The 24,536-nt window shown below is 45.1% G+C and carries 17 protein-coding genes and 1 pseudogene; 16 read left to right on the top strand and 2 right to left on the bottom strand.

The genetic code is table 11. The annotated features are described in order from the left end of the window. Positions 1-11: 11 nt before the first annotated feature. From J2Z65_RS20325 to J2Z65_RS20270, 12 genes are all read left to right on the top strand, one after another. On the top strand, positions 12-4,556 hold the full coding sequence (locus J2Z65_RS20325) for a discoidin domain-containing protein (RefSeq protein ID WP_167057255.1): 4,545 nt from the start codon (positions 12-14) through the stop codon (positions 4,554-4,556). A 376-nt stretch (positions 4,557-4,932) separates the two neighbouring features. Further along, positions 4,933-5,607, top strand: coding sequence for a GntR family transcriptional regulator (locus J2Z65_RS20320; RefSeq protein ID WP_167057252.1), 675 nt, complete (start codon positions 4,933-4,935; stop codon positions 5,605-5,607). A gap of 86 nt (positions 5,608-5,693) precedes the next feature. Further along, complete coding sequence (locus J2Z65_RS20315; protein ID WP_167057249.1) at positions 5,694-6,365, top strand: RraA family protein; 672 nt, start codon at positions 5,694-5,696, stop codon at positions 6,363-6,365. A 28-nt stretch (positions 6,366-6,393) separates the two neighbouring features. After that, positions 6,394-7,461 carry a mannonate dehydratase gene (locus tag J2Z65_RS20310; RefSeq protein ID WP_167057246.1) on the top strand — a complete coding sequence of 356 codons (1,068 nt, stop codon included), beginning with the start codon at positions 6,394-6,396 and terminating at the stop codon, positions 7,459-7,461. Between the two features lie 17 nt (positions 7,462-7,478). Next, entirely contained in the window at positions 7,479-8,258 is a 780-nt protein-coding gene (locus tag J2Z65_RS20305; protein WP_167057243.1) for a glucose 1-dehydrogenase, read from the top strand. A gap of 20 nt (positions 8,259-8,278) precedes the next feature. Further along, positions 8,279-9,349, top strand: a complete 1,071-nt coding sequence (locus J2Z65_RS20300) for a lactonase family protein (RefSeq protein ID WP_167057240.1) — start codon at positions 8,279-8,281, stop codon at positions 9,347-9,349. A 19-nt stretch (positions 9,350-9,368) separates the two neighbouring features. After that, positions 9,369-10,415: a DUF4432 family protein gene (locus tag J2Z65_RS20295; RefSeq protein ID WP_167057237.1), complete on the top strand. Its 1,047-nt coding sequence runs from the start codon at positions 9,369-9,371 to the stop codon at positions 10,413-10,415. Between the two features lie 147 nt (positions 10,416-10,562). Next, entirely contained in the window at positions 10,563-11,615 is a 1,053-nt protein-coding gene (locus J2Z65_RS20290) for a substrate-binding domain-containing protein (RefSeq protein ID WP_167057234.1), read from the top strand. 93 nt (positions 11,616-11,708) lie between these two features. Further along, entirely contained in the window at positions 11,709-13,196 is a 1,488-nt protein-coding gene (locus tag J2Z65_RS20285) for a sugar ABC transporter ATP-binding protein (protein WP_167057232.1), read from the top strand. After that, positions 13,193-14,194, top strand: coding sequence for an ABC transporter permease (locus J2Z65_RS20280; RefSeq protein ID WP_167057229.1), 1,002 nt, complete (start codon positions 13,193-13,195; stop codon positions 14,192-14,194). The genes J2Z65_RS20285 and J2Z65_RS20280 overlap by 4 nt, the downstream gene beginning before the upstream one ends. A 91-nt stretch (positions 14,195-14,285) precedes the next feature. Next, positions 14,286-16,103 carry a cache domain-containing sensor histidine kinase gene (locus tag J2Z65_RS20275; protein ID WP_167057226.1) on the top strand — a complete coding sequence of 606 codons (1,818 nt, stop codon included), beginning with the start codon at positions 14,286-14,288 and terminating at the stop codon, positions 16,101-16,103. Next, the gene (locus J2Z65_RS20270; protein WP_167057223.1) at positions 16,100-17,680 is read left to right on the top strand and encodes a response regulator; all 1,581 of its coding nucleotides are present in this window, start codon (positions 16,100-16,102) and stop codon (positions 17,678-17,680) included. The genes J2Z65_RS20275 and J2Z65_RS20270 overlap by 4 nt, the downstream gene beginning before the upstream one ends. A gap of 525 nt (positions 17,681-18,205) precedes the next feature. Here J2Z65_RS20270 and J2Z65_RS20265 read toward each other — a convergent pair. Further along, entirely contained in the window at positions 18,206-19,093 is an 888-nt protein-coding gene (locus J2Z65_RS20265; RefSeq protein ID WP_167057220.1) for an AraC family transcriptional regulator, read from the bottom strand. 199 nt (positions 19,094-19,292) lie between these two features. On the opposite strand from J2Z65_RS20265, the gene J2Z65_RS20260 reads away from it, so the two are divergent. The 4 genes from J2Z65_RS20260 to J2Z65_RS20245 all read left to right on the top strand — a co-directional run bounded on the left by J2Z65_RS20260 (position 19,293) and on the right by J2Z65_RS20245 (position 23,549). Continuing rightward, positions 19,293-20,702, top strand: a complete 1,410-nt coding sequence (locus tag J2Z65_RS20260) for an ABC transporter substrate-binding protein (protein WP_167057217.1) — start codon at positions 19,293-19,295, stop codon at positions 20,700-20,702. Between the two features lie 71 nt (positions 20,703-20,773). Then, on the top strand, positions 20,774-21,673 hold the full coding sequence (locus tag J2Z65_RS20255) for a carbohydrate ABC transporter permease (protein ID WP_167057214.1): 900 nt from the start codon (positions 20,774-20,776) through the stop codon (positions 21,671-21,673). Between the two features lie 18 nt (positions 21,674-21,691). Then, positions 21,692-22,582, top strand: a complete 891-nt coding sequence (locus J2Z65_RS20250; RefSeq protein ID WP_167057210.1) for a carbohydrate ABC transporter permease — start codon at positions 21,692-21,694, stop codon at positions 22,580-22,582. A gap of 118 nt (positions 22,583-22,700) precedes the next feature. Beyond that, positions 22,701-23,549, top strand: coding sequence for a phytanoyl-CoA dioxygenase family protein (locus J2Z65_RS20245; protein WP_167057207.1), 849 nt, complete (start codon positions 22,701-22,703; stop codon positions 23,547-23,549). Between the two features lie 239 nt (positions 23,550-23,788). On the opposite strand, the pseudogene J2Z65_RS20240 reads toward J2Z65_RS20245, so the two are convergent. Continuing rightward, a pseudogene (locus J2Z65_RS20240) lies at positions 23,789-23,982 on the bottom strand (DDE-type integrase/transposase/recombinase); the annotation flags it as partial. Positions 23,983-24,536 lie beyond the last annotated feature (554 nt).

The following is a 24,536-nucleotide window of genomic DNA, read 5'->3' as shown; positions in this document are numbered from 1 at the left end:
GAGGATTCACGATGAAACTTTCAAGAACACTGAGACGATTTGGTTCTCAGGTGCTGACCATTAGTCTTTGTTTAAGTGCTTCGGTCTTGAGTTTGCCATCCGTGTTAGCGGCTGAAGGCGTCCAGGGAACGCAGTTCGCAGAATCAGCGGGTACAGATGACTGGGGAACCATCCGTGAGATCGTAGGCAAGAATTACGGCGAATGGAACGGCGACGGATACAGTGGCGCCATTTCCGACAAAATGCCCAACACAGCGTTACTAGGCAACGGTGATGTGGGTATAACATCGGCAGGGGCGAAAGAGCAAAAGACATTCCTGATCTCAAAGTCTGACTTCATTTCGGCGGGAGATCTGAAAGGTGTGTTTAATAGCGGAAACAATAATACTAAACCTCTGCCCATCGGCGGCGTCACGATCCAACAGAAAACCGTTCAGGATAGCAATCCAAATTTAGCCCCGACTTACAAAGCTGTTACGGCGAGTTCAACCCATGACGCCTTCTATCCGTCCACAGCGGTAAACGGCAATTTCCAGCCATCCGCTAGCGGCTATGGCTGGGTGACATCGGTCGGTAGGACCCACTGGCTGGAGGTCGAGTATAACGCGCCGATCACCGTGCAACGCTGGGTAGTCAAGAACGATGGCGCAGTACGCAGCGGCTTCAGCATGAACAACACGAGTGCATTCCGTCTGCAAGTCAGTGAAACGGGCGGCCCGGGCGCTGTGTGGACGGACGTATCCGTCGTCGACAACAATACAAATGATGTGTACGACGCGAACCTGACCGCTCCTGTCACCTCCGCACATTTCCGGCTGTACATAACCAATCCGCTGCAGCAGAGCAACACCGATCCCAATCCACGCGCCAGAATCGGACAGTTTGAACTCTATGAGCGTCCGCAGCAAGCAGCACCTGTTCTGGGAAATCCGAACATTGCGCTGAATCGGCCGGTGAAGGTTTCTGATTTCCTGTCCGGCTTCGGTCCGGGACTGTTGGTTGACGGCATATCAAATGATACCAATAAGAAATGGGTCTCCAACACAAATCCTGCGATCCCAAACCCGCACTGGGCGATCATCGATTTGGGAGAGCCTAAGACAATTGCCAGCTACAGTATGTATAACGCAAGCTTGGTTGGCGAGCCCGTCACGCGCAACACCAAGGATTTTGCGCTGCAATACCTGCCTGACGAGAGTGGCGTTACCTGGGACAATGTCACAGCGCAGAGTGGTTGGGTCAATATGGACTCTGTGGCAGGCAACGACGATGCTACTGTAAACAGGAATCTTGCTGCTCCGGTCACGGCGCGCTATGTGCGGCTGTGGGTCACGAAAGCATCTGCTGAGGCGGGCAAAGAGCATGTGCTGCGTATCCATGAGCTGGAACTCTATAGCAAAACTCTAAATACTCCGACGTATGAGAAGCAGGATATCTTGAACGCGCAGATCCAGACCAAGCTAACTATCAATGGTGTGAATCTGTCAATGAACACATGGCTATCGTCCTCGAAAAACATGCTGGTTACAGAACTCACGTCTTTGGGGACCCAGCCAGTCGATCTGAAGGTAAACACATGGGGCAAAGCGGACAACCCAAATTATCCGGCCACTGCCAACAAAGTTGACGGAAACGCGGTAGCCACAAGGGCGACGTTCAACAACGCACCGCTCAACCCGAACTCATGGACGTCGAAGGCGGCTTTGGCAACCAAGTTGCTGGGCGCCGAAAGCACGGTCTCTGTCGACAGTTTGAAAGGTATGGGCACCACGGCGTTTACCCTGGATGCCGGTCAGACGGTGCAGATCGTCACAGCAATCGGCGGCGGCGGAAAGACCTACGACGCAACGAACAATCTGCTCACGACCGATCCGGTCTCCGAGGCGAGTGCTCTGCTATCTCCGATCACCGGTGCTCAAGAGGTTCAGACCCTGCTGGCCGATCATCAAAGCTGGTGGAAAAATTTCTGGTCTGCCTCCTACATCAACATCCCGGACTACGCGGACGTTCAGAAATACTATTACGGTGCACAGTATCTCCTTGGCAGCACCGCCAAATCCGGAAAAGTAGCCCCTGGACTTTATGGGGTATGGCACACCACTGACAACCCTAGCTGGTCCTCCGATTACCATCTCAACTATAACTTCATCGCTACGTTTTTCGGAGCCAACTCCAGCAACCGCTCTGACCTGTCACTGCCGGCCGGGGAGGCGATCTTGAGCTATGTGCCAGAGGGTATGAGACGCGCTGCGGACCCGAATCAGCTCAAAAGCATCAACTCAATCTACTTTAACAGCCGTCCGGAACTGCAAAATGGAATCGCTGACGCGGTTTTATATCCGGTGGGTATTGGACCGTGGGGCACCGTCACTGATGATCATTATCTGTCCGAGGCGCTCAACGCCGCTTTCAGCAGTTATCCTTTGATTCAATATTACCACTATACGCAGGATAAAACGTATCTGGAAACCTACGTCTATGACTATCTTAAGAAATGCGTGAACTTCTATGACGCATGGCTGGACAAAACTGGCGACTCGTATACCTTGTACGCCGGTTACAATGAGGGCTCATGGGCCAAAAACCCCGCGGTTGAACTTGCGGCGCTCAAGAGTGTCTTGTCTGAATTGATTACCGCCAGCGTCACGTTAGACAGAGATGCGGGTCTGCGAACGCACTGGCAGGATATTTTCGATCACCTCGCTCCGCAGCCGACCAGTGTGTGGAATAGCAAGCAGGTATATTCCCTCGCAGAAAAGGAGTGGAAGAGCGGTCAGTGGGTAGATCTGGCTAATCCTGTCCCAGGTGACGGAAATATCATCCCGCTTGATATCGTTGTTCCAGGCGGTCAGCTGGGTTACTACTCCTCGGCGAGCGCACAGCAGATCGCCAGAAACACGATCGACGTGTTCGGCACCAATGCGTGGAGTCAGATCAACAATTTCCCTAGAATCTTCAACGATGCGGTTCGCTCCAGATACCCTGCAGGTTCAGTCTTGCAATATATGACCAACACGATCAGAGCCCAGATTCAGCCCAATCTGCGAATCAGTGATAATACGCACGGCGTGGAGAAGATCGGCGCGACCGAGGCGATCAACAGCATGCTGCTCATGAGTGACCAGGGCGTAATGAAGGTGTTCCCGAACTGGGTGAGCGGAAAGAACGCAACCTTTGCTAGACTGCGCGCGCCGGGAGCCTTCGTTGTGTCCGCTGCTTATGACGGAGCGTCAAACGTAGTGCAAAGAGTGACAATCAAGAGTGAAGCGGGCAAAAGTCTAACTGTTGCCTCTCCATGGGCTCTGGGCACCGATGTCTTTGACTCATCCGGCCGTAAGATTGAAACCACCATCGGAACCGCCCCCAATTGGGAAAGCGAAGCCACTGTTACCTTCGATACCGTTGCCGGAGAGACATACACATTGGCGCAGAGTGTGCCAGTTACATCGATTTCTGTAAGTGGCGCAGGGGGAGCGAGTTCGATCAGCGTCATAAACGGCACACTGCAAATGCAAGCTGCTGTTCTACCTGCGAATGCAACTAACAGCAGTGTAACATGGAGTGTCTACGAAGCTGATGGTGCCACTGCAACGGATATAGCGACAATTGCCAATGGATTGCTCACGGCTAAAAAAGACGGTACTGTGAAAGTGGTTGCGACAGCCGAAGACGGAAGCGGTGTAAAAGGTACTGCTACGATTACGATTAGCGGACAAACGCTAATGCCTCAGGCTACTTTAACTGGCCTACAACAGGTTATCCCTGGTCAATCATTTGATCTAACTATGGGATTGAGTAACGTAACGCAAAGTGTATACCAGCAAATGTATGCGCAAGATTTGACTCTCCAATATGATCCAGTGAATTTGCAACTCGATTCGGTTACTTCACTGAAAGACGGATTGCAAGTCATCGATCAAGAGGAGGCAGTCCCAGGGCATGTCCGGATTTTGGTTGCCAGCGTGGGCGCGGACCAAGGCGTGCTGGCTCAAGGCGACTTGTTGACTTTCAAATTTACGGCGAAACCTGTCACTCAGGCAACCACTACATCAATTTCTGTAGGTAATGTCATTATTGCCAATGGACAGGGAAATGAACTGCAAGTAAGCGGAGTCTCCCGCGAGATGCAAATAAGTATTCCAAGCGTACCTGTAGATAAGTCGCTCTTGAATACGTTGATCGCAAACGCACAGGCCAAGTACAATGCAGCAGCGGAAGGCAATGAAGACGGTTTGTATGCGATTGGCTCCAAAGCGGAATTGCAGTCTGCCATCGATGCAGCCACTGCGACAGCAACCAATCCGAACGCCGCTCAGCAGCAGGTGGATAGCGCGAAAGCTGCATTGGAAGCTGCTGTTCACGTGTTTGACTCCAAGAAAATAGCGGCAGATGTCAATAGAGATGGAAATATTTCTATTGGAGACTTGGCGATTGTTGCAGGGGCTTATGGCAAGCAGCAAGGTCAAGCGGACTGGAATGAGAATGCGGATGTAAATAAAGACGGCAAGGTTGACATTGTGGACCTTGCAATCGTCGCTAAGGCAATCTTGCATTGAATTTAGTCAAAGTAGGAATTGATCGGTAAGTGGGGGAACATTTTCCCCCACTGTTTACTTTGCTGCTCGGACTTTTTTCCAAAAGGTGGATTCCTTCGATGTTAAAAAAACGATTCACATTTAGTACGGTGCTTCTTTTGACTTTTCTCTTACTTCCACATAAAAGCCATTCATGCAAACACTAGCCCAACCTTTTTGCTTTCCACAGCGAATCAGATCATCTAGAGCTTTGCACCACAACCGTATGGCATCTGTCTGTTCTTCTTGAAGTATCACCAAAAGATTAGTTGTAATTATTTGAAGTTGTAGTATACTTACTTGGAAACTGAAATTTCAGATTCTAGATATTCGCTTATTGATAAAGAAAGGAGGAGACATGGTGTTTGAGCTTGAACATACTGAACTCTCGGAGAAAGTATACCAACTGGTTAAAAAGATGATTTTAAATCGAGAGTTTGTGGGTGGGCAAAGACTGGATCTTAAGGACTTATCGCAAAAAATGAACATTAGCCGGACACCGCTGAAAGATGCCGTAAACCGTTTAGTTCGCGAAGGACTAATGGAAGTAAAACCCCGTTCGGGAACATTTGTCGCAACTGTAAAGGTTTCGGACATTGAAGAGATTTCGGAAATCCGCTTAATGATTGAACAATGGTGTGTGTCCCACTTGACACAATTGAAAGCGCAAAAGCTTGTACTTCAGTTAGAAAATATTATTGAACAATTTACGAACACTCTCCATGTAAAGCCGTTCCCTTTTCATAGCTTTCTTGAACTCGATGTCAGTTTTCATACTGAAATTGTTCAAGCGGGAGGGAATCCGCGCATGTTGGAACAATACAAGTCAGTAAACAGCTTCCTACACGCTTCAAGAATTTACTACTTTCAAAGTTATGATCGTTCAGTCGCCGGTCACGAAGAACATCTATCCATTATTCAGGCTTTGAAGCGGTACGATCTAAAAGAAGCCTGTGCCAAGCTTGAAGAACACATCATGACAAGCAAGCTAAGTATGATCGATTATTTGCAGCAAAATGGGGGGGGCTTATAAAAGTCAGCGCCCATTTCTTTTAAACTAAACTGAAATTTCACATTCTAGATTTATAAATTTAAATAAAAATGAAGGAGTTCAAAAACATGACAAATGTGAAAACTATTGCAGGATACGATTTCGATTATTTGGAGCAAAAATTATATACAGCGGTTATCGGCGATATTTTGGATGATCTTGGTTACCGCAATCAAACCCTTGGCGCAGGAGTTCGTATGGTTGATCCTAAGCTGAAGATTAGCGGCCGTGTATTCACCGCCCAGGCGACAAAAGTATTTTCCGTTCCAGCGGAACCATACAAATTGCAAATGGAAGCGATCGATAGCGTATCGCCTGGCGAAGTGTTTGTCGTATCCACAGGCGCGCCGGACGAGGCTGCTTTCTGGGGCGAGTTGTTAGCTACTGCCTGCCGGGCCCGCGGAGGAAGAGGGGCGATTGTCGACGGATTGAATCGCGACACTTCCAAAATATTGGAAATGCAATTTCCATTGGCATCGAGAGGACAAGTGCCTACGGATTCGAAGGGCAGGGTGGATCTCATTTTTTACCAGAAGCCGATTGAGATTGACGGTGTCCGCATCAACCCCGGAGATTACGTGTTTGCGGATATCGACGGCATTGTTTTCGTTCCCCAAGCTGTCGAGGAGGAAGTTATTCAGAAGTCGCTCGAAAAGGTCGAAGGCGAGAATGTTGTAAGAAAGGCATTGCAGGATGGCATGCTGTGCACCGAAGCTTTCAAAACTTTTGGCATTTTGTAAAAAATAATAAAGAAGGAGTTGTAGAACTATGAAGCTGGGTCTTGGATTATACCGCGACAGATTGAATAAAGATAATTACCAGTTTGCCAAGCAAGCCGGTTGCACCCATATTGTTGCCCATCTCGTTGATTATTACAACGGGGTCGAGGGTTTGCCTTCCACGGATAAAGACAGAAATATGGGAATTGCACGACCGAACGAGGATGTATGGTCTTATGAAAGCCTAATGGCTTTAAAGAAATCAATGAATGATGAGGGACTGGAGTTTGAAGCGATTGAAAACTTCAGCCCAGCCGATTGGTATGATATTTTGATGGATGGTCCCAAGAAAACAGAGCAAATGGATAACTTGAAGCGGATTGTCTGTAATGTTGGGAAAGCCGGCATCCCCATCATCGGGTATAACTTCAGCATCGCTGGCGTTTGGGGGCATGTGAACCGGGCAGTCGCTCGCGGGGGCGCGGTGACAGCTACCTTTAACCTCGCAGAAGGACCTGAAGAGACGCCGATTCCAAACGGGCAAATCTGGAATATGACATATGACTTTAATGCTCCGAAAGGTTATATTCCGGCTATCTCTTCGGAGGAACTCTGGCAACGGCTGGACTATTTTCTTAAAGAGCTCGTTCCAGTGGCAGAGGAAGCCGGCGTGCGATTAGCCGCTCATCCCGACGATCCGCCGATGTCTACGATCCGGGGATACGGACGATTGGTTAACCAACCGCGTTTGTACCAGAAGCTTCTCGACATCGTGCCTAGCCGAAGCAATGCACTTGAGTTCTGTTTGGGGACTTTGCAGGAAATGACGGAAGGTAACATTTACGAAACGATCGATCAGTACAGCAAACAGAATGCGGTCGGTTATGTGCATTTTCGCAACGTGAAAGGCAAAGTGCCGAATTATCAAGAAGTATTTGTTGACGAAGGCGATATCGATATGATTCAAGCGCTTCGCATATTTAAGAAAAACAATTTCGATGGCGTGTTCATCCCGGACCATACCCCGCAGATGACGTGCAAAGCGCCATGGCACGCCGGCATGGCTTATGCGCTAGGCTATATGAAAGCGGCATTGGCTATAGTTAATAATGAATAAAATTAAGGAGGAATAGCATGTATTCGGATTTAGCGGGAAAAGTAGCGATTGTTACAGGCGCCTCTCAAGGAATTGGACGCGGGATTGCACTAAGATTCGGACAAGAACAGATGAAAGTTGTCATTAACTATCATACTGACACCAGTGAAGCTGAGCAATTGGCGGAAGAGGTGAAAGCGGCAGGCGGAGAAGCTATTGCCATTCAAGCTGATGTCAGTAAAGAAGCCGAAGTTAAGGAATTGATTATGAAGACCGTTCAAATATTCGGCGGATTAGACGTATTGGTCAACAATGCGGGTATCCAAACAACCTGTTCATCCCACGAGTTAAGCTTGGAGGATTGGCACAAAGTTATGGACGTGAATTTAACAGGTGCTTTCGTTGGATGTCGTGAAGCCCTTAAATATATGTTAGAGCATCAAATCAAAGGCAGTATTATCAACATGTCAAGTGTCCATCAAAAAATACCGAAACCTTTCCATGCTCATTATGCTTCCAGTAAAGGCGGATTAAAACTGCTGACCGAATCGCTGGCTCTGGAATATGCCCCTTATGGTATTCGGGTCAATACAATCGCACCAGGCGCAATTGCAACACCGATGAATGAACATATTTTGTCGGATCCGAGGCAAAAAGAGGATGTACTCTCTCTGATCCCGATGAATTCGATTGGCGAACCGAAACAAATTGCTTCGGCTGCAGCTTGGCTGGCTTCGGAAGAAGCGAACTACGTGACGGGAGTCACGCTTTTCGTTGACGGTGGGATGACGCTTTATCCTTTTTACCTCAAAGGTTAATCAACGAGGGGAGTTTATTCATGGTACATACAGATCAGAAACAAGATTATTATGTGTTTGTAGGCACGTATTCATTAGCAGACACACAAGGGATTCATGTTCTTCGGTTTCAAGGATCAGAAGGCAAACTATCAAAAGTTAGCGGCATTGCAGGTGTGGACAATCCTTCTTACTTAGCGGTGGATGCGGCTAGAAATATCCTCTACGCGGTGAGCGAGAATGGCAGTGGGGAAGGAGCCGTAGTCTCATACCATTTTGACCCCGAATCGGGCGAATTAACGGAGTTAAATCGTCAGCTAACGCAAGGAGACTATCCTTGTTTTATTAGTGTAAATGAGGCGGGCGATTACCTGCTTACTGTAAATTATATGAGTGGAAGCGTGTGTGTATATCCCATTCAGGGTCAAGGCATGATTGGGAGCATGACCGGCCAGATCCAACACATCGGCCGAAGCATTCATAGTGAGAGACAAGAGGCGCCGCATCCGCATGCGATTGTTCAGATCCCCGGCACCAATTTTTGGATAGTTCCAGATCTCGGCAACGATACCCTTTATGTATATAAACTGGATACGCATAATGGAAAATTGCATCTGCAAACGAAAGTTCAAAGCGAACCCGGTTCAGGCCCCCGACATGTGACTTTTCATCCCACCGAAGCTTTGGTTTACATTATTAATGAATTAAGTTCGGCGGTTTCGGTTTACAGATATAACACTAAAGATGGGGCGCTGTTTCACATGCAATCGATCTCCACGCTAGCGGATGATTTTAAGGGTGTAAGCACGTGTGCAGATATTCATATCTCTGCTTGCGGACGTTTTTTGTACGGATCCAACCGAGGACATGACAGCATCACCGTCTTTCGAATTTTGGATGATGGTCAACTAGTGTCCCTTGGCTATGCTCCTACTATGGGAAAAACTCCGCGGAATTTCTCACTGGTAGATGAGTCAGACTTTATGCTTGTCGCTAATCAAGACTCCGACAACATTTCGATTTTTCAGCTGTCTGAAACGGGAATACCGGTATCAACCAACCAAATGCTCGAAGTTATGAAGCCTGTATGTTTGAAAGTAATCCCTATCTGAGTGAAAAGGATGGTTTAAGGTGAACTATTTTCGTAAACAGAGAAATTACGGTTGCCGCATCCATGATCAATATACCTATATGGGAATGAAAACCATTGTGATGGAAAATGAAAGGATCCGGCTGTCCGTCCTGGTCGATAAGGGTACGGAAATATTTGAGTTTTTATTAAAAAGCCGCGATTTGGATTTTATGTGGTTAACCGACAACGGGATCCATAACCCTAATCGATATTTACCGACATCGCCAGATTCTCAGTCGACCTATATTGATTATTACATCGGGGGCTGGCAGGAGATTTTCCCCAATGGTGGAGTCAGCAGCTCCTATATGGGGGCTCAATTCGGACAACACGGCGAAGTGGCGCATATGCCTTGGGACTACATCATTGAGACGGATACTCCGGAAATGATCTCGGTAAAATTTACTGTGAAACCCAAAAAAGTTCCTTTTGAATTAAGTAAAATATTTACGCTTTGCGCAAATTCTACGAAAGTAACCATCAAGGAAGAAGTGAGAAATCTAAGCGAAGTATCGCTGCATTATATGTGGGGGCAGCATATGGCGCTAGGAAAACCATTTTTGCAACCTGACTGTAAGATCAGTTTACCGGAAAACATAGAAGTCATCGCCGATATACTTGATTTTCCTGAAGATAAGACTGTACGTGTAAAACGTGGTATTACACATCAATGGCCGCTGGTAGAGGAACCATCCGGCGATATGACAGATTTATCCATACTTCCTTCCCAAGGTACCCCTTCAGAAATCGTCTACCTTACCGGCTTTAATGAAACGGGTTGGTATCAGGTAGAAAATAATAAACTCGGCGCAGCAATGCGTGTTGAATGGGATGCGAGAGTGATGCCTTATTTGTGGTACTGGCAGGAATTTGGTCATACATCCGGTTACCCATGGTACGGCAGGCATTATAACATTGGTTTGGAGCCATTCTCCAGCTACCCGACTCATGGCTTAGCCGAGGCTATACGTAATGGAACTGCGAATCTTATTCACGGAGAAGAAACGCAAACATTCACGATGTCTGCAGCATTGTTGGAAATATAAGATAAGAAAAAACAAAAATACTACAAGAAATACAAAATTACTCTCGTTGTTGTTGACGTTCAATTCAACCTATAATTTAGTTACAAACATTAAAAGTTTGTGAAAGAAGAGCTTCGAAACTATTCTACTAAAAGGGGAGTCACTCCAATGAAGTTTACGAAAAAAGCACTGATATTGGCGACATTAACAGCTGTTTCTTTGTCATCTGCAGCCTGCAGCAATGCGAAGCCTGCCGCTGATTCGGTTAAACCGACAGCAAGCGCGCAAGCCAAAGCTCCAGAGAAAAAGACGGATCTTGTTGTAGCGGGTGTTGTGTTCCAGGAAGACCAATTCATGAAATTGCTGTCTCTTGGTTACCAGGATGCGGCAAAAGCAGCAGGTGTTAAAGTACTGACAGGAAACACAGCTAACGACCAAGGTAAAGAAGCGGAATTGGTTAATACGTACATTTCCCAAAAAGTGAATGGCATCGCGATTTCGCCTTTGAATCAGGATTCTTCTTTCGCAATTTTAAAGAAAGCGGACGAAGCGGGCGTAAAAATTGCATTGACGAATACCGCCCTCACGAATGCATCTTTTGCAGTTGGCGGATATACTTCGGATAACAAAAACATCGGTGAAATTACCGGTAAAGCTGCCGCTCAATATATCAAGGAGAAACTTGACGGAAAAGCGAAAATTGCCGTCCTTCAATTTAAATCTCAGCTTCCACAACAAAGTGCAGATCGTGTAAACGGATTCCTGGATGAAGTGAAAAAAGTAAACCCGAACGTTGAAGTTGTAGCTGACCAAGACGCTTGGATCCAAGATAAAGCTGTATCGGTAACAGGCGATATTCTGACTGCGCATCCGGATATCAATATTATTTGGTCGGCAAACGAGGGCGGTACGATTGGTGCAACAATGGCTGTGAAAAATGCCGGTAAAGCTGGCAAAGTGGCCGTATTTGGAACGGATGCAAGCGACCAACTGATCTCGATGTTGAAGGATAAAGATAACATTCTTCAGGCGATTACAGGTCAAAACCCTTACGATATTGGTTATAAAGCGATGGATCTCTTGATTAAAGGTCTTAAAGGCGAAGATATCAGTGCAAACAAAGGTAAAACGAACATTATTGACGGCATTCTTCTTAGCCGTACGAATCCAGATGGAATTGCCAAGTTTGAGGCTGACCTGAAAGCGAAAATGGGCAAGTAGTCACTGAACGCATCTTAGAAGAGGGGTTGCTCGGTTCCAAGAACGAAGCAACCCCAAACTATATAAATGTGAGAGAACTGTGAGGTAGACCCCATGAATGTATTGGAGACCAAAAAAATTACTAAAGTATATCCAGGTACTGTGGCATTGGATCAAGTTTCCGTATCGTTTGAGAGTGGTAAGGTGCACGCGCTGCTTGGGAAGAACGGATCCGGGAAATCAACCTTGCTTAAGATTTTTTCCGGTGCGGTCGAGCCTACACAGGGAGAAGTCATGTTGGATAGAGTGCCCTTGAAATTTCGCGATCCGAGAGATGCTTTTGCGAAGGGGATCGTGACTGTTTATCAAGAGTTAAGTCTCGTACCGGGTTTGACCGTTGCGGAAAACATTTTTCTAGGTCGCATGCCGATGAAAGGCATGATCGTGGATTGGAAAAAGACATACGAGATGGCGAATGAAATTTTGAAAGAATACAATGTAGATATCCCGGCGGAAGAAACAGTTCACAACTTGAGCGTCGGACAGGCGCAAATGATTGAAATCGTAAAAGCGATGAGCTATAACCCGAAGGTTTTGCAATTAGACGAACCGACGTCAGCGCTTGCGAAAAACGAAATTGAGTCGTTGTTCAAGATGATCAGAGAATTGAAGAAGAAGAACGTCATTATTACCTATGTATCACATCGTTTGCATGAACTTTGGGAAATTGCGGATACGTGTACGGTTTTGCGCGAAGGGCACTTTATTGGGAAAGCCCCTATGCAGGAATTGAGTCGCAAAGATTTGATCGGCATGATGTTTGGTGATGTGGAGATTAAAAAACGTCCCGAAAATTTAACAATATCGGACGAGGTAGTACTAGAAGTAAAAGGATTGACACGTAAACAAAAATTTCATGATGTATCCTTTCAATTAAGAAAAGGCGAAGTGCTTGGCATTGCGGGTATGCTCGGATCAGGGCGAACCGAGCTGCTCAAATCGATTTTTGGTGCGGATCCGTTCGATAGCGGCGAAATTTATTGCAAGGGGAGAAAAATTGCATCCCCTACTCCAGAAAAGATGAAAAAAGCCGGACTTGCCTACACACCGGAAGATCGCAAGCATGAAGGGCTTATCCAGATTGCTTCGATCAAGGATAATTTATGTGTAGCCAGCCTGGATTTAATAGCTAGAGGTTCATTTATCCGTAAACAAGATGAAGCTGAGTTCGTTCAAAGGCAAGTGGAAGATCTGCAAATCAAGATATCGGACGTTGATCACCCGGTTTCTTCCTTATCCGGAGGGAATCAGCAAAAAGTGGTTGTCGGCAATTGGTTAAATACAAACCCGAGCATTATGTTTTTTGATGAGCCGACGCGAGGCATTGACGTCAATGCCAAGCAGCAAATCTTTCAAATTATTTGGGAGCAGTCTCGCAAAGGGATTTCAAGTATCATGGTCTCATCGGAGCTTGAAGAACTGCTTGAAGTGTGTCATCGTATCCTCATTTTGAAAGATGGCAAGATTTCGGGGGAATATGCGCCGGAACAATTGAAAATTGATGAGCTTTACGCGCTTAGCATGGGAGGAGAAGCATCTTGAGAACATTAACATCGACGAAATTGTCTTCTTCATCGTTTGATTTGAAGAAGAAACTGAACAAACATGTTTTAGAGATCATTCTGTTGGTTATCGTTATCGTGATGACATTCGCTTCTTCCGGTTTTTTAACCGGGGAGAACTTATTAAACATTTTAAGGAATATGGCTTTGCAGGGATGTATTGCCTTTGGAATGACAATTGTCATTATTGCGGGAGAAATCGATCTTTCCATCGGGTCGACGGTTGCGTTAACGGGGGTCATTATTGGTTTAACAACCGGCAAGCTTGCTGATGCAGGCATGTCAATGGATGTTGCAGTCATTGTGGGTATTCTTGTGTCATTCATCGTTGCCGGTTTGATCGGCTTATTCAATGGCTGGATATTAACCAAATATAAAGTGCCGTCATTTATTATTACCTTGGCTATGCTAAATGTGATATATGGTATAGCAGCAGTCATTTCCAAAGGTTTTCCCGTAACAACACTGCCTTCATGGTATAATGTACTTGGAGCCGGACAAATCTTCTCAATCCCGATTCCTGCTATTATTTTGCTTATTGTATTCGCTATCATTTTTGTCGTGATGAACTACACCACGTTCGGACGTTCCGTATATGCAGTAGGAGGAAACCCGGAATCGGCTCGTCTGTCAGGCATTCATGTTTCCCGCGTGAAAATCATTTGTATGGTTATCGTTCAGCTGTGTTCTGCGCTTAGCGGAGTGCTCGTTTCCTCTCAGGTTATGTCCGGGTCTTTCAACTTTGGCAAGGGCTGGGAAATGATTGCCATCTCATCCGTCATCATTGGCGGTACGAGCTTGTTCGGGGGCGTTGGTAAAGTATGGGGCACGTTTATCGGTCTGATCTTCCTTGGTGTAATCATCAATGCGATGACGCTTTTGAATGTCAATGAATATATTCAATATATCGTTCGGGGACTACTGATATTGACAGCAGTACTGATCACAACGATACAATTAATGAAGAAGCGTAATTGAACCAAAACTTGATATCAAAAACTAAGTTGGCATCCCTTTCCCCTATTCCTTTGGGGTAAAGGGATTGTTCCATCTCAAGAAGGAATTATGGATGATATTTCAAAACATGAGTTTTCGTACCAAGATGTTCATGAGTATGACGATTGTAATCCTCATTCCTATGATTATTGTCAGTTCTTTACTCTATATCAGGTCTGCACAATCCATTACAGATCAAACTTCTAAAGTTGTCATCAGCAGTATAGACTTTGCTGTCAATAATATTGATTCTGCTCTGGATAATGTGACCGGATTAAGCAAGCTCATACTAACGGATAGCCGGCTTTTAACGCTTGCGAAACAAGAAACACGTCTCCCTTTAGAGGTGAGAAACGAAAAATATGTCGGGATGCTGGATTTGCTGAATTTTTTTATTACCCGGATTCGAATACAGAATGTTTTAGAGGGCACAGATTCTTTCTATTTATATTTAGTTAAGCAAAATACGATTATCGATTCGAAATCAACTTACTATGAAGATGTTAATTCCGAAAATATTGATTTTGTGAAAAAAAGCTTTAACACCGACGGCAATGAACACTGGTTTGTTTCAACGCCTGTCGATTATTATAGCTTGAACCGTATCTCCACGCGACTGGAAGAAAGTAAACTGATAACCTTCAATAGAGTGTTAAAGGATGAAAAGGGAGATACGATAGCCGTTCTGGCCGTCAATGTTAGAGATAACTATATCAGCGATTATTATAGAAAAATACAAAGAGGCATTCCCGGGGATTTCGTCGTCATGGACGCCGACTCTAAAGTTGTCGCCCATACCGATCAGTCTATTGTAGGAAAAGAGACTGATCTCTATTCGCAGATTAACGATAAGATCCAAGCCTCGGCAAAAGAAAGCGGCAGCTTTTTTGTCGATATGCAGAAACAATTCGTCGTCTATTCCATCTCCCCTTACAACCATTGGAGATACGTGGTCGTTATTCCATCCTCTGAGATTTTAGGTAAAGTATATGAAATCAGAAATTTTTTTATCATATTGATCTCGATAACGGCTCTAATCCTATTTATCGTTAGCTACTTTTTATCAAATCTGTTTTACAAACCGCTATTAAAGCTCATTAGAGCGATGCAAAAAATTGAAAACCGGAACTTGGAGGTGCGGATTCAAGACAAACGTCAGGATGAATTTAGGCAGGTCTATCAAGGTTTTAACGATATGGCTGACGAACTGAAGGCGCTTGTGAAAGATTTGGCCAATGAAAAGCTTTATAAACTTGAAGCTGAAATTAAGCTGCTGCAGGCTCAAATTAACCCGCATTTTTTATATAATACCCTTGATTCTATATATAGTATCGCGAAAATAAAAAAGGTCGAAGAGATATCGCAAATGGTGGCTGCTTTATCCAAATTTTTTAGAGTTAGTTTAAGCGGTGGCAGGGATATCGTCTCATTAAAAGAAGCAGTAAGTCTGGTTGTCAATTATTTAACCATTTTAAATATTCGTTATCGTGGAGAGATTAGCTATCATATTGACCTTCCGGATGAATTTGCCGATTGTCTGGTACCGAAAATGCTGCTGCAGCCCATTGTTGAGAACTCGGTTTATCATGGAATCGAAAGAACGAAGGGGCGAGGACATATCTATGTTGCAGTATCTTCTAACGAAGGAAAGTTGAGGATTGTTGTAAATGACAATGGGATCGGAATGCAGGAGGAAGAATTGCGGCGATTACGAGATAGTCTCCATGCGGAAGCGGTTGAGGGGTCAAGCTTTGCGTTAAGAAACTTGGTTCAGCAGATCCGTTTAAAATACGGACCTTGTTATGGAATAGATATTGAAAGCACTTATGGAGAAGGTACACAAGTAATGATAGAACTTCCCATAACAACCAGTGAGGTGTTGGCGACATGATAAAAATGATCGTTGTGGATGATGAAGTATGGGTGCGCGAAAGATTGATCCATACCATAGAGTGGGATCAACTCGGGATCGAGGTCGTTGATGAGGCCAATTGCGGTAAAGAAGCGCTGGATAAAGCACTTCAAGTGGAACCAGATATCATTTTGACCGACATTCGGATGCCCAATATGGACGGCCTTGATCTCATTCAATCCTTAAGAGATCGTCAGATTCGGACGAAGGTTATTATTATCAGCGGATACAGCGATTTTGAATATGCTCAGAAAGCGCTTTCGCTCGGTGCTTTCGACTATATACTGAAACCGGTAGAAGACCATGATTTGCTTCATGTCGTAGGGAAATGCCTTGAACAAATTCAATCTGAAAAGAAAAAAGAAGAATTGCTTCATAAGGCGGATGAGCAAGTTAACAAGCGCTTGCCTATGTTGAAAGAAATGTTATTTGCCAATCTGATCAATGGGAGGGTCCAAAACGAACAAGAGGTGCTTGCTGCTCTGAGCGACTTTCAGGTTGAACATTCAAATTTGAATCATTTTTGCGTTATTTTTCATTTCAAAGAATGGAAAGAAGATGGAATTCATTTGGATGCCGAATTCAAACAGTTTGTTATCGGAAATTTGATTGGAGATATTCTTCAAGAGCTGAAATGCAAAACGATTACTTTTATTCATGCTGATGAAGTAGTGGCAATTGTGTCTTCTGACCAAGAAACCGAATATCTTAAGCACCAGCTCGAATCGGCAGCGTTCAGTCATATGCTCTATAAAATTTTTGGTTGCCCGGTCGAAGTTGGTTATGGAGGATGTTGTTCCAATATCATCGATATTTCTTCATCATACCGACAAGCAAAGCAGTCTTTGCTGTTAAGCGGTTTTCTAAATCAGGAACGGATTACGCTCCAAGCTATTTCTACAAAAACGGAGAAAAATAAGCAATACGATATTGAAGGACTGGTCAATTCAGTTAAATTGGGCGATAAGGAATCTGTAGTCATGCATTTGGATCAGCTTTTTGTAAATAAACCGATGAATTTGATTGAATTCAAGTTTATATATTTTCAAATTATCAGTGCTATAACGAGAACTGTAATCGATGGCAATCGGTCCCTAGATGATGTTTCCAGGTTCAGTTTACAGTTTTTCGAGTTACTGCAAAGATCTCAGGACGTAGGTGAAATACGTCAATTATTTGAAGAGGCCTTGTTTAAAATCATGGCTTATTTGAATAAAACTCAAACAAAGAAAAAACGAAAAGTGATCGAGAAGATCGTTGAATACATGCAAGAACATTATAATGAATCCATTAATTTGAACACGGTTGCCGAAGCGTTTTTTATGAATGCATCCTATTTAAGCAAAATTTTTAAAGATGACATGGACGTTTCATTCAGTAAATATGTAATGGAATATCGCGTGGAGAAGGCGATTGAGCTCATGAAAGACCCGACAAAAAAGATTTATGAAATTGCTAGTAACGTTGGATATGACGATGTCCAATATTTCACGAAAATGTTTAAAGCAATCAAAGGAGTGACACCGGTACAGTATCGGGAAAACTGGGCTGAATGAGTGAAGCGCTGGTAGTAGAATGAAAATCGGACTCGGAAAAAGTATATAAATTGCTCAAAGAGATCGGTATGAAAGCATATAACGCTGTCGTATCTAAATTTTTGCAGGGCCTTAGGACACAGGTTTTAATAAGCCAAGATACACTTACAAGCACTTTTATGGGGATATATGATTATGTAAAAAGTACTTGAAAGTCATCCGTCTGTATCTTAATCCTCATTTTTAGCGGACACAAGGAGGCCGACCCTCGAGTAGCTGAAGCTACTTATGGTTCGGCCTCTTTTCTCATTCCTTTGTATGCATATGCTAAGGAAAGGGTAGGTCGAATGCATTCATTCGTCTGTCCTTTCTTCAGTTGAATTAATCAACAAATTGTTTGGTTTGACAGCATAATCAAACAACGAAATCGCGGATATCTTTGATCAATTTTAATTGTTGCACCAAAACCAGAATTGCAGCCTGCATAATGCTTGAGATTTCATATGTTCAGACTCCGAAATTCCTGAGTCCCTTTGTGTTGTTTGACTATTTAACTCGTGTATGCTTGCGATACTCCAAAGGAGACATTCCCATATAGTGCTTGAAAAAAATGCTGAACGTATGAATTGAAGTAAAATACAATTCTTCTCCGATCAGCGATATCGATTTATCGGTCTGATATAGTTGGAATTTCGCTTTATCAAGGCATAAATTGCGAATATACTCCCCGATTGTCATTCCGGTAGTTGTTTTGAATTCCCGGGCTAAGTGAGAACGGCTAATGTGGAGTTTATCCGCGATTTCCTCGATGTTATGGTCGTATCGGATTTCCTCGTGCAAGTAGTCCATCAATTTGATGATGATCGGTCCGAGCGTTTTCGCCTTGTTGTCGCCGGACGGCGTACGGTCGAGGTGCAGCCGAAGCAAGGTCGCCAGCAACTGAAGAAACAACCCATGCACCATTTCCGTACTGCCTTGCCGTTTGTTTCTCACTTCGCCGATGATTTCGTCAAACAACCGTTTGATCTGACGGTTTTCATCCTTTACGATCCGATCGACCCCGATATTGTAATATTCCGCCTCAATAGCACGCATTTTGTCCAGCTTGAATCCCATATAATACAGCCGAAAATTCGAAATCCCGTCCGTCAGTCCGTAATGCCTTTCCCCGGGTTTCGTGATAAATAATTCTCCTTGGTTTATGTGATACAGGGATTTATCGATAAAATAGGTCAGCTTTCCCTGATCCAAATAGCAAAGTTCGAAATGATCGTGAAAATGGATATTTGTCATCCAATCTACGGTCGTGTTCATCCCGATGTAAAACATATTGTCGAGATCTGTGAACGGAAGCTCAAAGCGCATTTCCGTATCCGATTCTACTACTCTGGCGTTCAAAGGCTTTGTATGCCTCTCAGGTTTCTCTTCTACCATTCCCCCTCACCTTTCCGGAGCGATGTCTTTTTGGTACCTCCATGATAGAGCATGAGATTGCAACTGTAAAGGACGCATTCCAGAATAGGTAAAATGATCAAATTCTTTAAATAGAGGATCATAAGTGAAAAATACTTTGCATGTGGCATCTTGTATAATTCAATATGTGGTAAGCGCTTACAATAAGAGGAGGGTGTGTATGTTGAAATTTAAATTATTGGTCATGATAGCGATTTCGGCAATGCTAATCGTCTATGTGGCCGGCTGTAGTGATTCGAAACAGCCAAAAAACAATAATGAGAATTCGGCGGAAAAAGGAAAGAAAGTGGAAGTCGTTGTTTGGGGTCTCGACCCTATGGCCATCGGGAGCGGGAATAAGGAAATGATCGATGAATTTAACAAAGCTCATCCCAGTATTAAACTGGTGACCCAGGCTATGCCAGGCTCTAGCGGCTATGACACCCAAGACCTGAGCAAACTGACCGCTGCGATAGCGGCAGGCTCTCCGCCGGATGTCGTCAACTTGAACGGACCTTTCATTATGGAAGTAGCTTCAAGGGGAATCCTGATGCCCTTGAATGATATGATCAAGTCTTCGGGTCTCAATCTTTCCAAATTCTATGACTATACAGTAAAGGAAATGTCGTTCAAAGGCCAGGTGTGGGGATTACCTGCAGGCATGGACGACCGGGTTCTCTACTACAACAAGGATATGTTCAAGCAAGCGGGACTAGATCCCGACAAACCACCTAGAACGTGGGATGAACTCCTTGACTATTCCAAAAAGCTGACCATCGCCAGCGGTGATTCCTTCAAACAGATCGGATTTATCCCGAACTTCGGGAACAGCTGGTTTTACCTATATGCGATTCAGAACAACGGGAAATTCCTCGATGACGAAGGCAAAAAAGTACTGCTAAATTCGCCTGAGAATGTGGAAGCGCTCGATTTCATGGTCAAAGGCTACGACATTCTTGGCGGGGCGCAAAAGCTCAACGCATACTCCTCTTCTTTCCAATCCGGAGCGAACGATCCGTTCCTGTCTGGCAAGGTGGCCATGGTTATTAACGGAAACTGGGCGTTAACCGACTTGCTGCGGTTCTCACCAGATCTTAATTTTGGCGTGGCGATGCCGCCTACACCGACAGGCAGCAATTTCAAAACTTGGAGCGGCGGCTGGGCATGGGGGGTGCCGAAAGGCGCAAAACATCCGCAGGAAGCTTTCGAAGTCGTGAAATGGCTGACGACAGAAGGTCCGAAATATCAGGCCGAAGCTGCGGCGAAATATAACGCATCGCAAAACAGGACCTACATTCCTTCCTGGACCGCCAATATCGACTTGAACGAATACTTGAACAAAACATACATTGAGCCGCTAAAAAACGCCAACGTCAAGAACGCGATCGACTTTACCGTCAAAGCGATGGAAAAGTCGAACAGCCTGCCGGTATCTCCTGTCGGCCAGCTGCTGTGGTCGGAACACGCGAGAGCGATCGATGAAGCGATTTACCATAAAGGTAATACGAAGGATATCTTGGACGCAGCCACCAAAAAAGTTCAGGCGGAACTCGATAAGTTCTGGTCCAGCAACACCACCTTATCCAATTAACTCGGTACAAGAGAATGGGATAACAGCGCACTTATCCTATTCTCTATTCCATTCGTAGAAAGGAGCGCATTATGGCCCAATCGCATAAAAGGTACCGGCTGTCGCGAAGGGAAGCGTTAGTTGGCTACTGCTTCGCTTCCCCCTGGTTTATCGGGTTTATCGTGTTCGTCCTGTTTCCGGTGCTCGCTTCGTTGAGTTACAGCTTCATGGACTATGATATTTTGCGGCCACCCAGATGGGTCGGATTCGCCAACTATGACGCGTTGTTTCACGACGTACTGTTCTGGCGGTCTCTTTATAATACGCTTTATTACGTTGTATTCAGTGTCCCGTTGACGATAATCGTCGGACTGGCTATCGCCCTCCTGCTGAACGGGGAGATTAGGGGGATCGCTCTATACAGAACCTTGTATTATATCCCTTCCATCGTTCCGATTGTTGCGTCGTCCATATTGTGGGCGTGGATTCTCGATCCTAATTTCGGCATCCTGACGAATGTCGTACGCTTCTTCGGTTTGCCGGCGCCCGGCTGGTTGTCCGATCCCTTCTGGGCCAAAAATTCGCTGATCCTGATGTCCCTTTGGGGGGCCGGGAGCGGGATGGTAATTTATCTTGCAGGGCTGAAAAATATCCCGAAAGTGTACTATGAAGCAGCTGAAATAGACGGAGCGGGGACGATCCAGAAATTTTTTAAAGTAACCCTCCCACTTATCAGCCCAACCCTATTTTTCCAACTGATTATCGGGATGATCGGGAGCTTTCAGGTTTTTACCCAATCCTACATCATCACGGGTGGTGGACCTAACGATTCCACCCTCTTCTATGTCTTTTATTTATACAATAACGCTTTCCGGTTTTGGAAAATGGGCTATGCTTCCGCGCTCGCTTGGGTACTGTTTGTCATCATCATGTTCCTGACTTGGATCAACCTTAAGCTCTCGAAACGATGGGTGAATTACGATCAGATGTAACGGAAGGGGAATTGTCGTATGGCAAAGCCGAAAGCTCAAACCCGGATGATTGTAGAAACGATCGACGCGCCAGCCAGACCGTCGCTGAGATCTGTTCCCAGACATATCATCCTGATCGTTTTTAGCATTTTTTTTGTATTTCCGCTTCTGTGGCTATTGTCCACGTCCTTGAAAACCGATCATCAGATATTTATAGTGCCTCCGGAATTGATCCCGAAACCGTTTTTATGGAAAAACTATGTAAATCTATGGATCTACTTTCCTTATTTTCTTTTTCTGAAAAACACGGTACTGGTCGTCGTTCTAAGCGTCGCAGGCGTACTCGTAACCGCTCCTCTGGTAGGATATGCTTTCGCCAGACTGCGCTGGCCGGGAAGGGAATTCTTCTTCCTCATCGTCCTCGGGACAATGATGCTCCCGAGCCAGGTCACCTTGATCCCTTTATATTTGCTGTTTAGTAAGATGGGCTGGATCAATACCTTCATGCCTCTCTGGGTGCCTGCCTGGTTCGGCGGAGGAGCGTTCTACATTTTCCTTGTCCGTCAGTTTCTGATGTCAATTCCAAAAGATTTGGAAGAAAGCGCGTTTATCGACGGGGCGGGGTATGTGCGGATTTATACCCATATCATGCTGCCTCTGATCCACCCTGTACTTACAACGGTAGCCATCTTTCAATTTATGGGAGCATGGAACGATTTTATCGGCCCGCTGATTTACTTGAATGACCAGTCCAAATTTACGCTTTCTCTAGGTTTGCGGATATTTCAACAGCAAACATCCCAATCGCAGGGAGAAATCGGCATGATGATGGCGGCAACAGCGATAGCCGTCATTCCGGTCATTATTTTCTTTTTCCTCGCTCAGAGGAAGTTCATAGAAGGCGTCGTTCTGACTGGCATCAAAGCATGATCAAAATCTTTAAAAGTGCGGAAAAAACGGGTAAAGACTTAGACCGGATCTTGATCTACCATGGAGTCGTAGAACATAATTTCATCCTAAATGTTGTGGGAGAGGTGTGAGCATAGCTTTGAACAATTTACTTCAAACCAAACTGCTGCCAGAAGAGAAAGACATCCGGTTCTTCGAGGAGAATGGATATTGGGTGTCGCCGAAAATCTTTTCTGATGAACAACTGGAGAAGATTGTAGAGCATCAGGAAAAAATATATCGCGGAGAGTTTGAAACCGGGAGAGAGCCAGTTTGCAACTGGCTCGAAGGCGTCGACAATCCGCGCGCGCTTCGCAAAACGGACAATTCGCATTGGTCGGATACGAAACTCCGTGCAGTGGCGACCGATTCGACAATCGGCGCCACCGCCGCCAAGTTGATGAAGGCCGACGTCATTCGGCTGTGGCATGACCAACTGCTCTATAAACCCGGCAGGGGGACAGGCAAAGAAACGGCAAACGTCGGCTGGCACCAGGATTATATATATTGGAAAAACTGTATGGAACCGACACTGATAACGGCCTGGGTCGCTTTCACAGATGTGGATCTTTCCAATGGCTGCATGCAGGTCGTTCCTCGGAGCCATAAGTGGGGGCTCGTGAACGTCAACAGCTTTTTCGAGCAAAATCTCGAGAAGCAGCAAGCGGAAATGGTATTGCCGGAAAATGAAGTGTTTACGACTGTTCCGCTCGTTATGAAGGCCGGACAAGTAAGCTTCCACCATGCAATAACGATCCATGGCAGCGGTGCCAATGTGACCGAATTGCCGCGCCGCTCGATGGCGGTTCACCTGATGACTGGTGATACGCGATATCAATTCGATCCGAAAGGCCAGCATTTCAACGCGCGAATTTTGAATGGTAATGAAGGGGATCTGTATGAAGGCGATTCATGGCCGGTGCTCTATCCGTACCGCCAACATGATTAACTTATAAAGAGAATAAAAACGGGGCCATCCCTCAGTCATTCAGGCGGTAATTTGGGTTAGGCCCCTTTGCGTATCGTTTAAAGCATTTGTTAAGCAGAACGAGAGCACAAAAATACACAACGACAAGGCTGTCGCGATTGATCGGCAGCCTTTGTTAAACCTAACGGGAGGATAATAACAATTCCGGTAGCGGTGCAAGAATTAAAAGAGATAGCAATTAGCCATTAAATTGTAATTAACTATGCCACAATACCAAATATTTCATTGAGCCATTCAACAGTAGAGAAGACAGACGAATTATTTTCTGCCTGTCCTTTCCTAATCATATGCATGGCCTCAATTCCCTTTAACGTCTTTTCAGCAGTTAGAAATGATTTGAAACCAAGCATCGGTTTTGTGATTTTTTTATGAATCGATGATATTGCTCCACAATTCCGGTTGCAGATACCCCAGTAACTCCGTTCTATATGTGCGGAAAATTCTATATAGCGCCGCGGTTTCCCACAGACGGAAGCCAGCATTTTTAGTGGCCCCCAAAAAAACGCGCGTATTTGGTGGCTCTTTGTGCGCGGCGGCAGGAGTAATGTTCTCATTAAAGGGCCGCGAAAATCGCGGTTTTTTTTTTGGTCACAATGTAGGGAGATTTGTGTCATTAATGTAGGCACATTTGTGAATTTCTCAAGGAGGTTGGCTGCAATATAGAAGTGAAACAGTTTGCTTTTGTAAGAGAATATATAAGCAGAAACCATCATGGAAGCAGTATGGTTGATCCGATATAGAATACCGCGGTAACAGCTGTTTCTTCAAGAAGGAAAAACGTCAAATACATCTGCCGATGAGTGTACAAGTTCATTTCTGAGTGCTGAATGAAACAAAAAAAATACAAGAAATCTAAAAAATTAACTCGTAGTTTCACTGGATAGAGGAAGCCTATAATTAGAGAAATAACAACCGCAAGGGTTGGATGCTTTAGAGGAGGTACCCCGC

The sequence above is a fragment of the Paenibacillus aceris genome (genome assembly GCF_017874035.1).
GTDB lineage: Bacteria > Bacillota > Bacilli > Paenibacillales > NBRC-103111 > Paenibacillus_E > Paenibacillus_E aceris.
This window is presented reverse-complemented; position numbering and strand designations above follow the sequence as displayed.

Excerpts from the sequence above, each read along its gene's own strand:
- J2Z65_RS20320 (WP_167057252.1), top strand. The coding sequence starts at position 4,933 with ATGGTGTTTGAGCTTGAACATACTGAACTCTCGGAGAAAGTATACCAA.
- J2Z65_RS20310 (WP_167057246.1), top strand. The coding sequence starts at position 6,394 with ATGAAGCTGGGTCTTGGATTATACCGCGACAGATTGAATAAAGATAAT.
- J2Z65_RS20250 (WP_167057210.1), top strand. The coding sequence starts at position 21,692 with ATGGCAAAGCCGAAAGCTCAAACCCGGATGATTGTAGAAACGATCGAC.
- J2Z65_RS20285 (WP_167057232.1), top strand. The coding sequence starts at position 11,709 with ATGAATGTATTGGAGACCAAAAAAATTACTAAAGTATATCCAGGTACT.
- J2Z65_RS20260 (WP_167057217.1), top strand. The coding sequence starts at position 19,293 with ATGTTGAAATTTAAATTATTGGTCATGATAGCGATTTCGGCAATGCTA.
- J2Z65_RS20255 (WP_167057214.1), top strand. The coding sequence starts at position 20,774 with ATGGCCCAATCGCATAAAAGGTACCGGCTGTCGCGAAGGGAAGCGTTA.
- J2Z65_RS20275 (WP_167057226.1), top strand. The coding sequence starts at position 14,286 with ATGATATTTCAAAACATGAGTTTTCGTACCAAGATGTTCATGAGTATG.
- J2Z65_RS20300 (WP_167057240.1), top strand. The coding sequence starts at position 8,279 with ATGGTACATACAGATCAGAAACAAGATTATTATGTGTTTGTAGGCACG.
- J2Z65_RS20270 (WP_167057223.1), top strand. The coding sequence starts at position 16,100 with ATGATAAAAATGATCGTTGTGGATGATGAAGTATGGGTGCGCGAAAGA.
- J2Z65_RS20290 (WP_167057234.1), top strand. The coding sequence starts at position 10,563 with ATGAAGTTTACGAAAAAAGCACTGATATTGGCGACATTAACAGCTGTT.
- J2Z65_RS20315 (WP_167057249.1), top strand. The coding sequence starts at position 5,694 with ATGACAAATGTGAAAACTATTGCAGGATACGATTTCGATTATTTGGAG.
- J2Z65_RS20325 (WP_167057255.1), top strand. The coding sequence starts at position 12 with ATGAAACTTTCAAGAACACTGAGACGATTTGGTTCTCAGGTGCTGACC.
- J2Z65_RS20265 (WP_167057220.1), bottom strand. The coding sequence starts at position 19,093 with ATGGTAGAAGAGAAACCTGAGAGGCATACAAAGCCTTTGAACGCCAGA.
- J2Z65_RS20305 (WP_167057243.1), top strand. The coding sequence starts at position 7,479 with ATGTATTCGGATTTAGCGGGAAAAGTAGCGATTGTTACAGGCGCCTCT.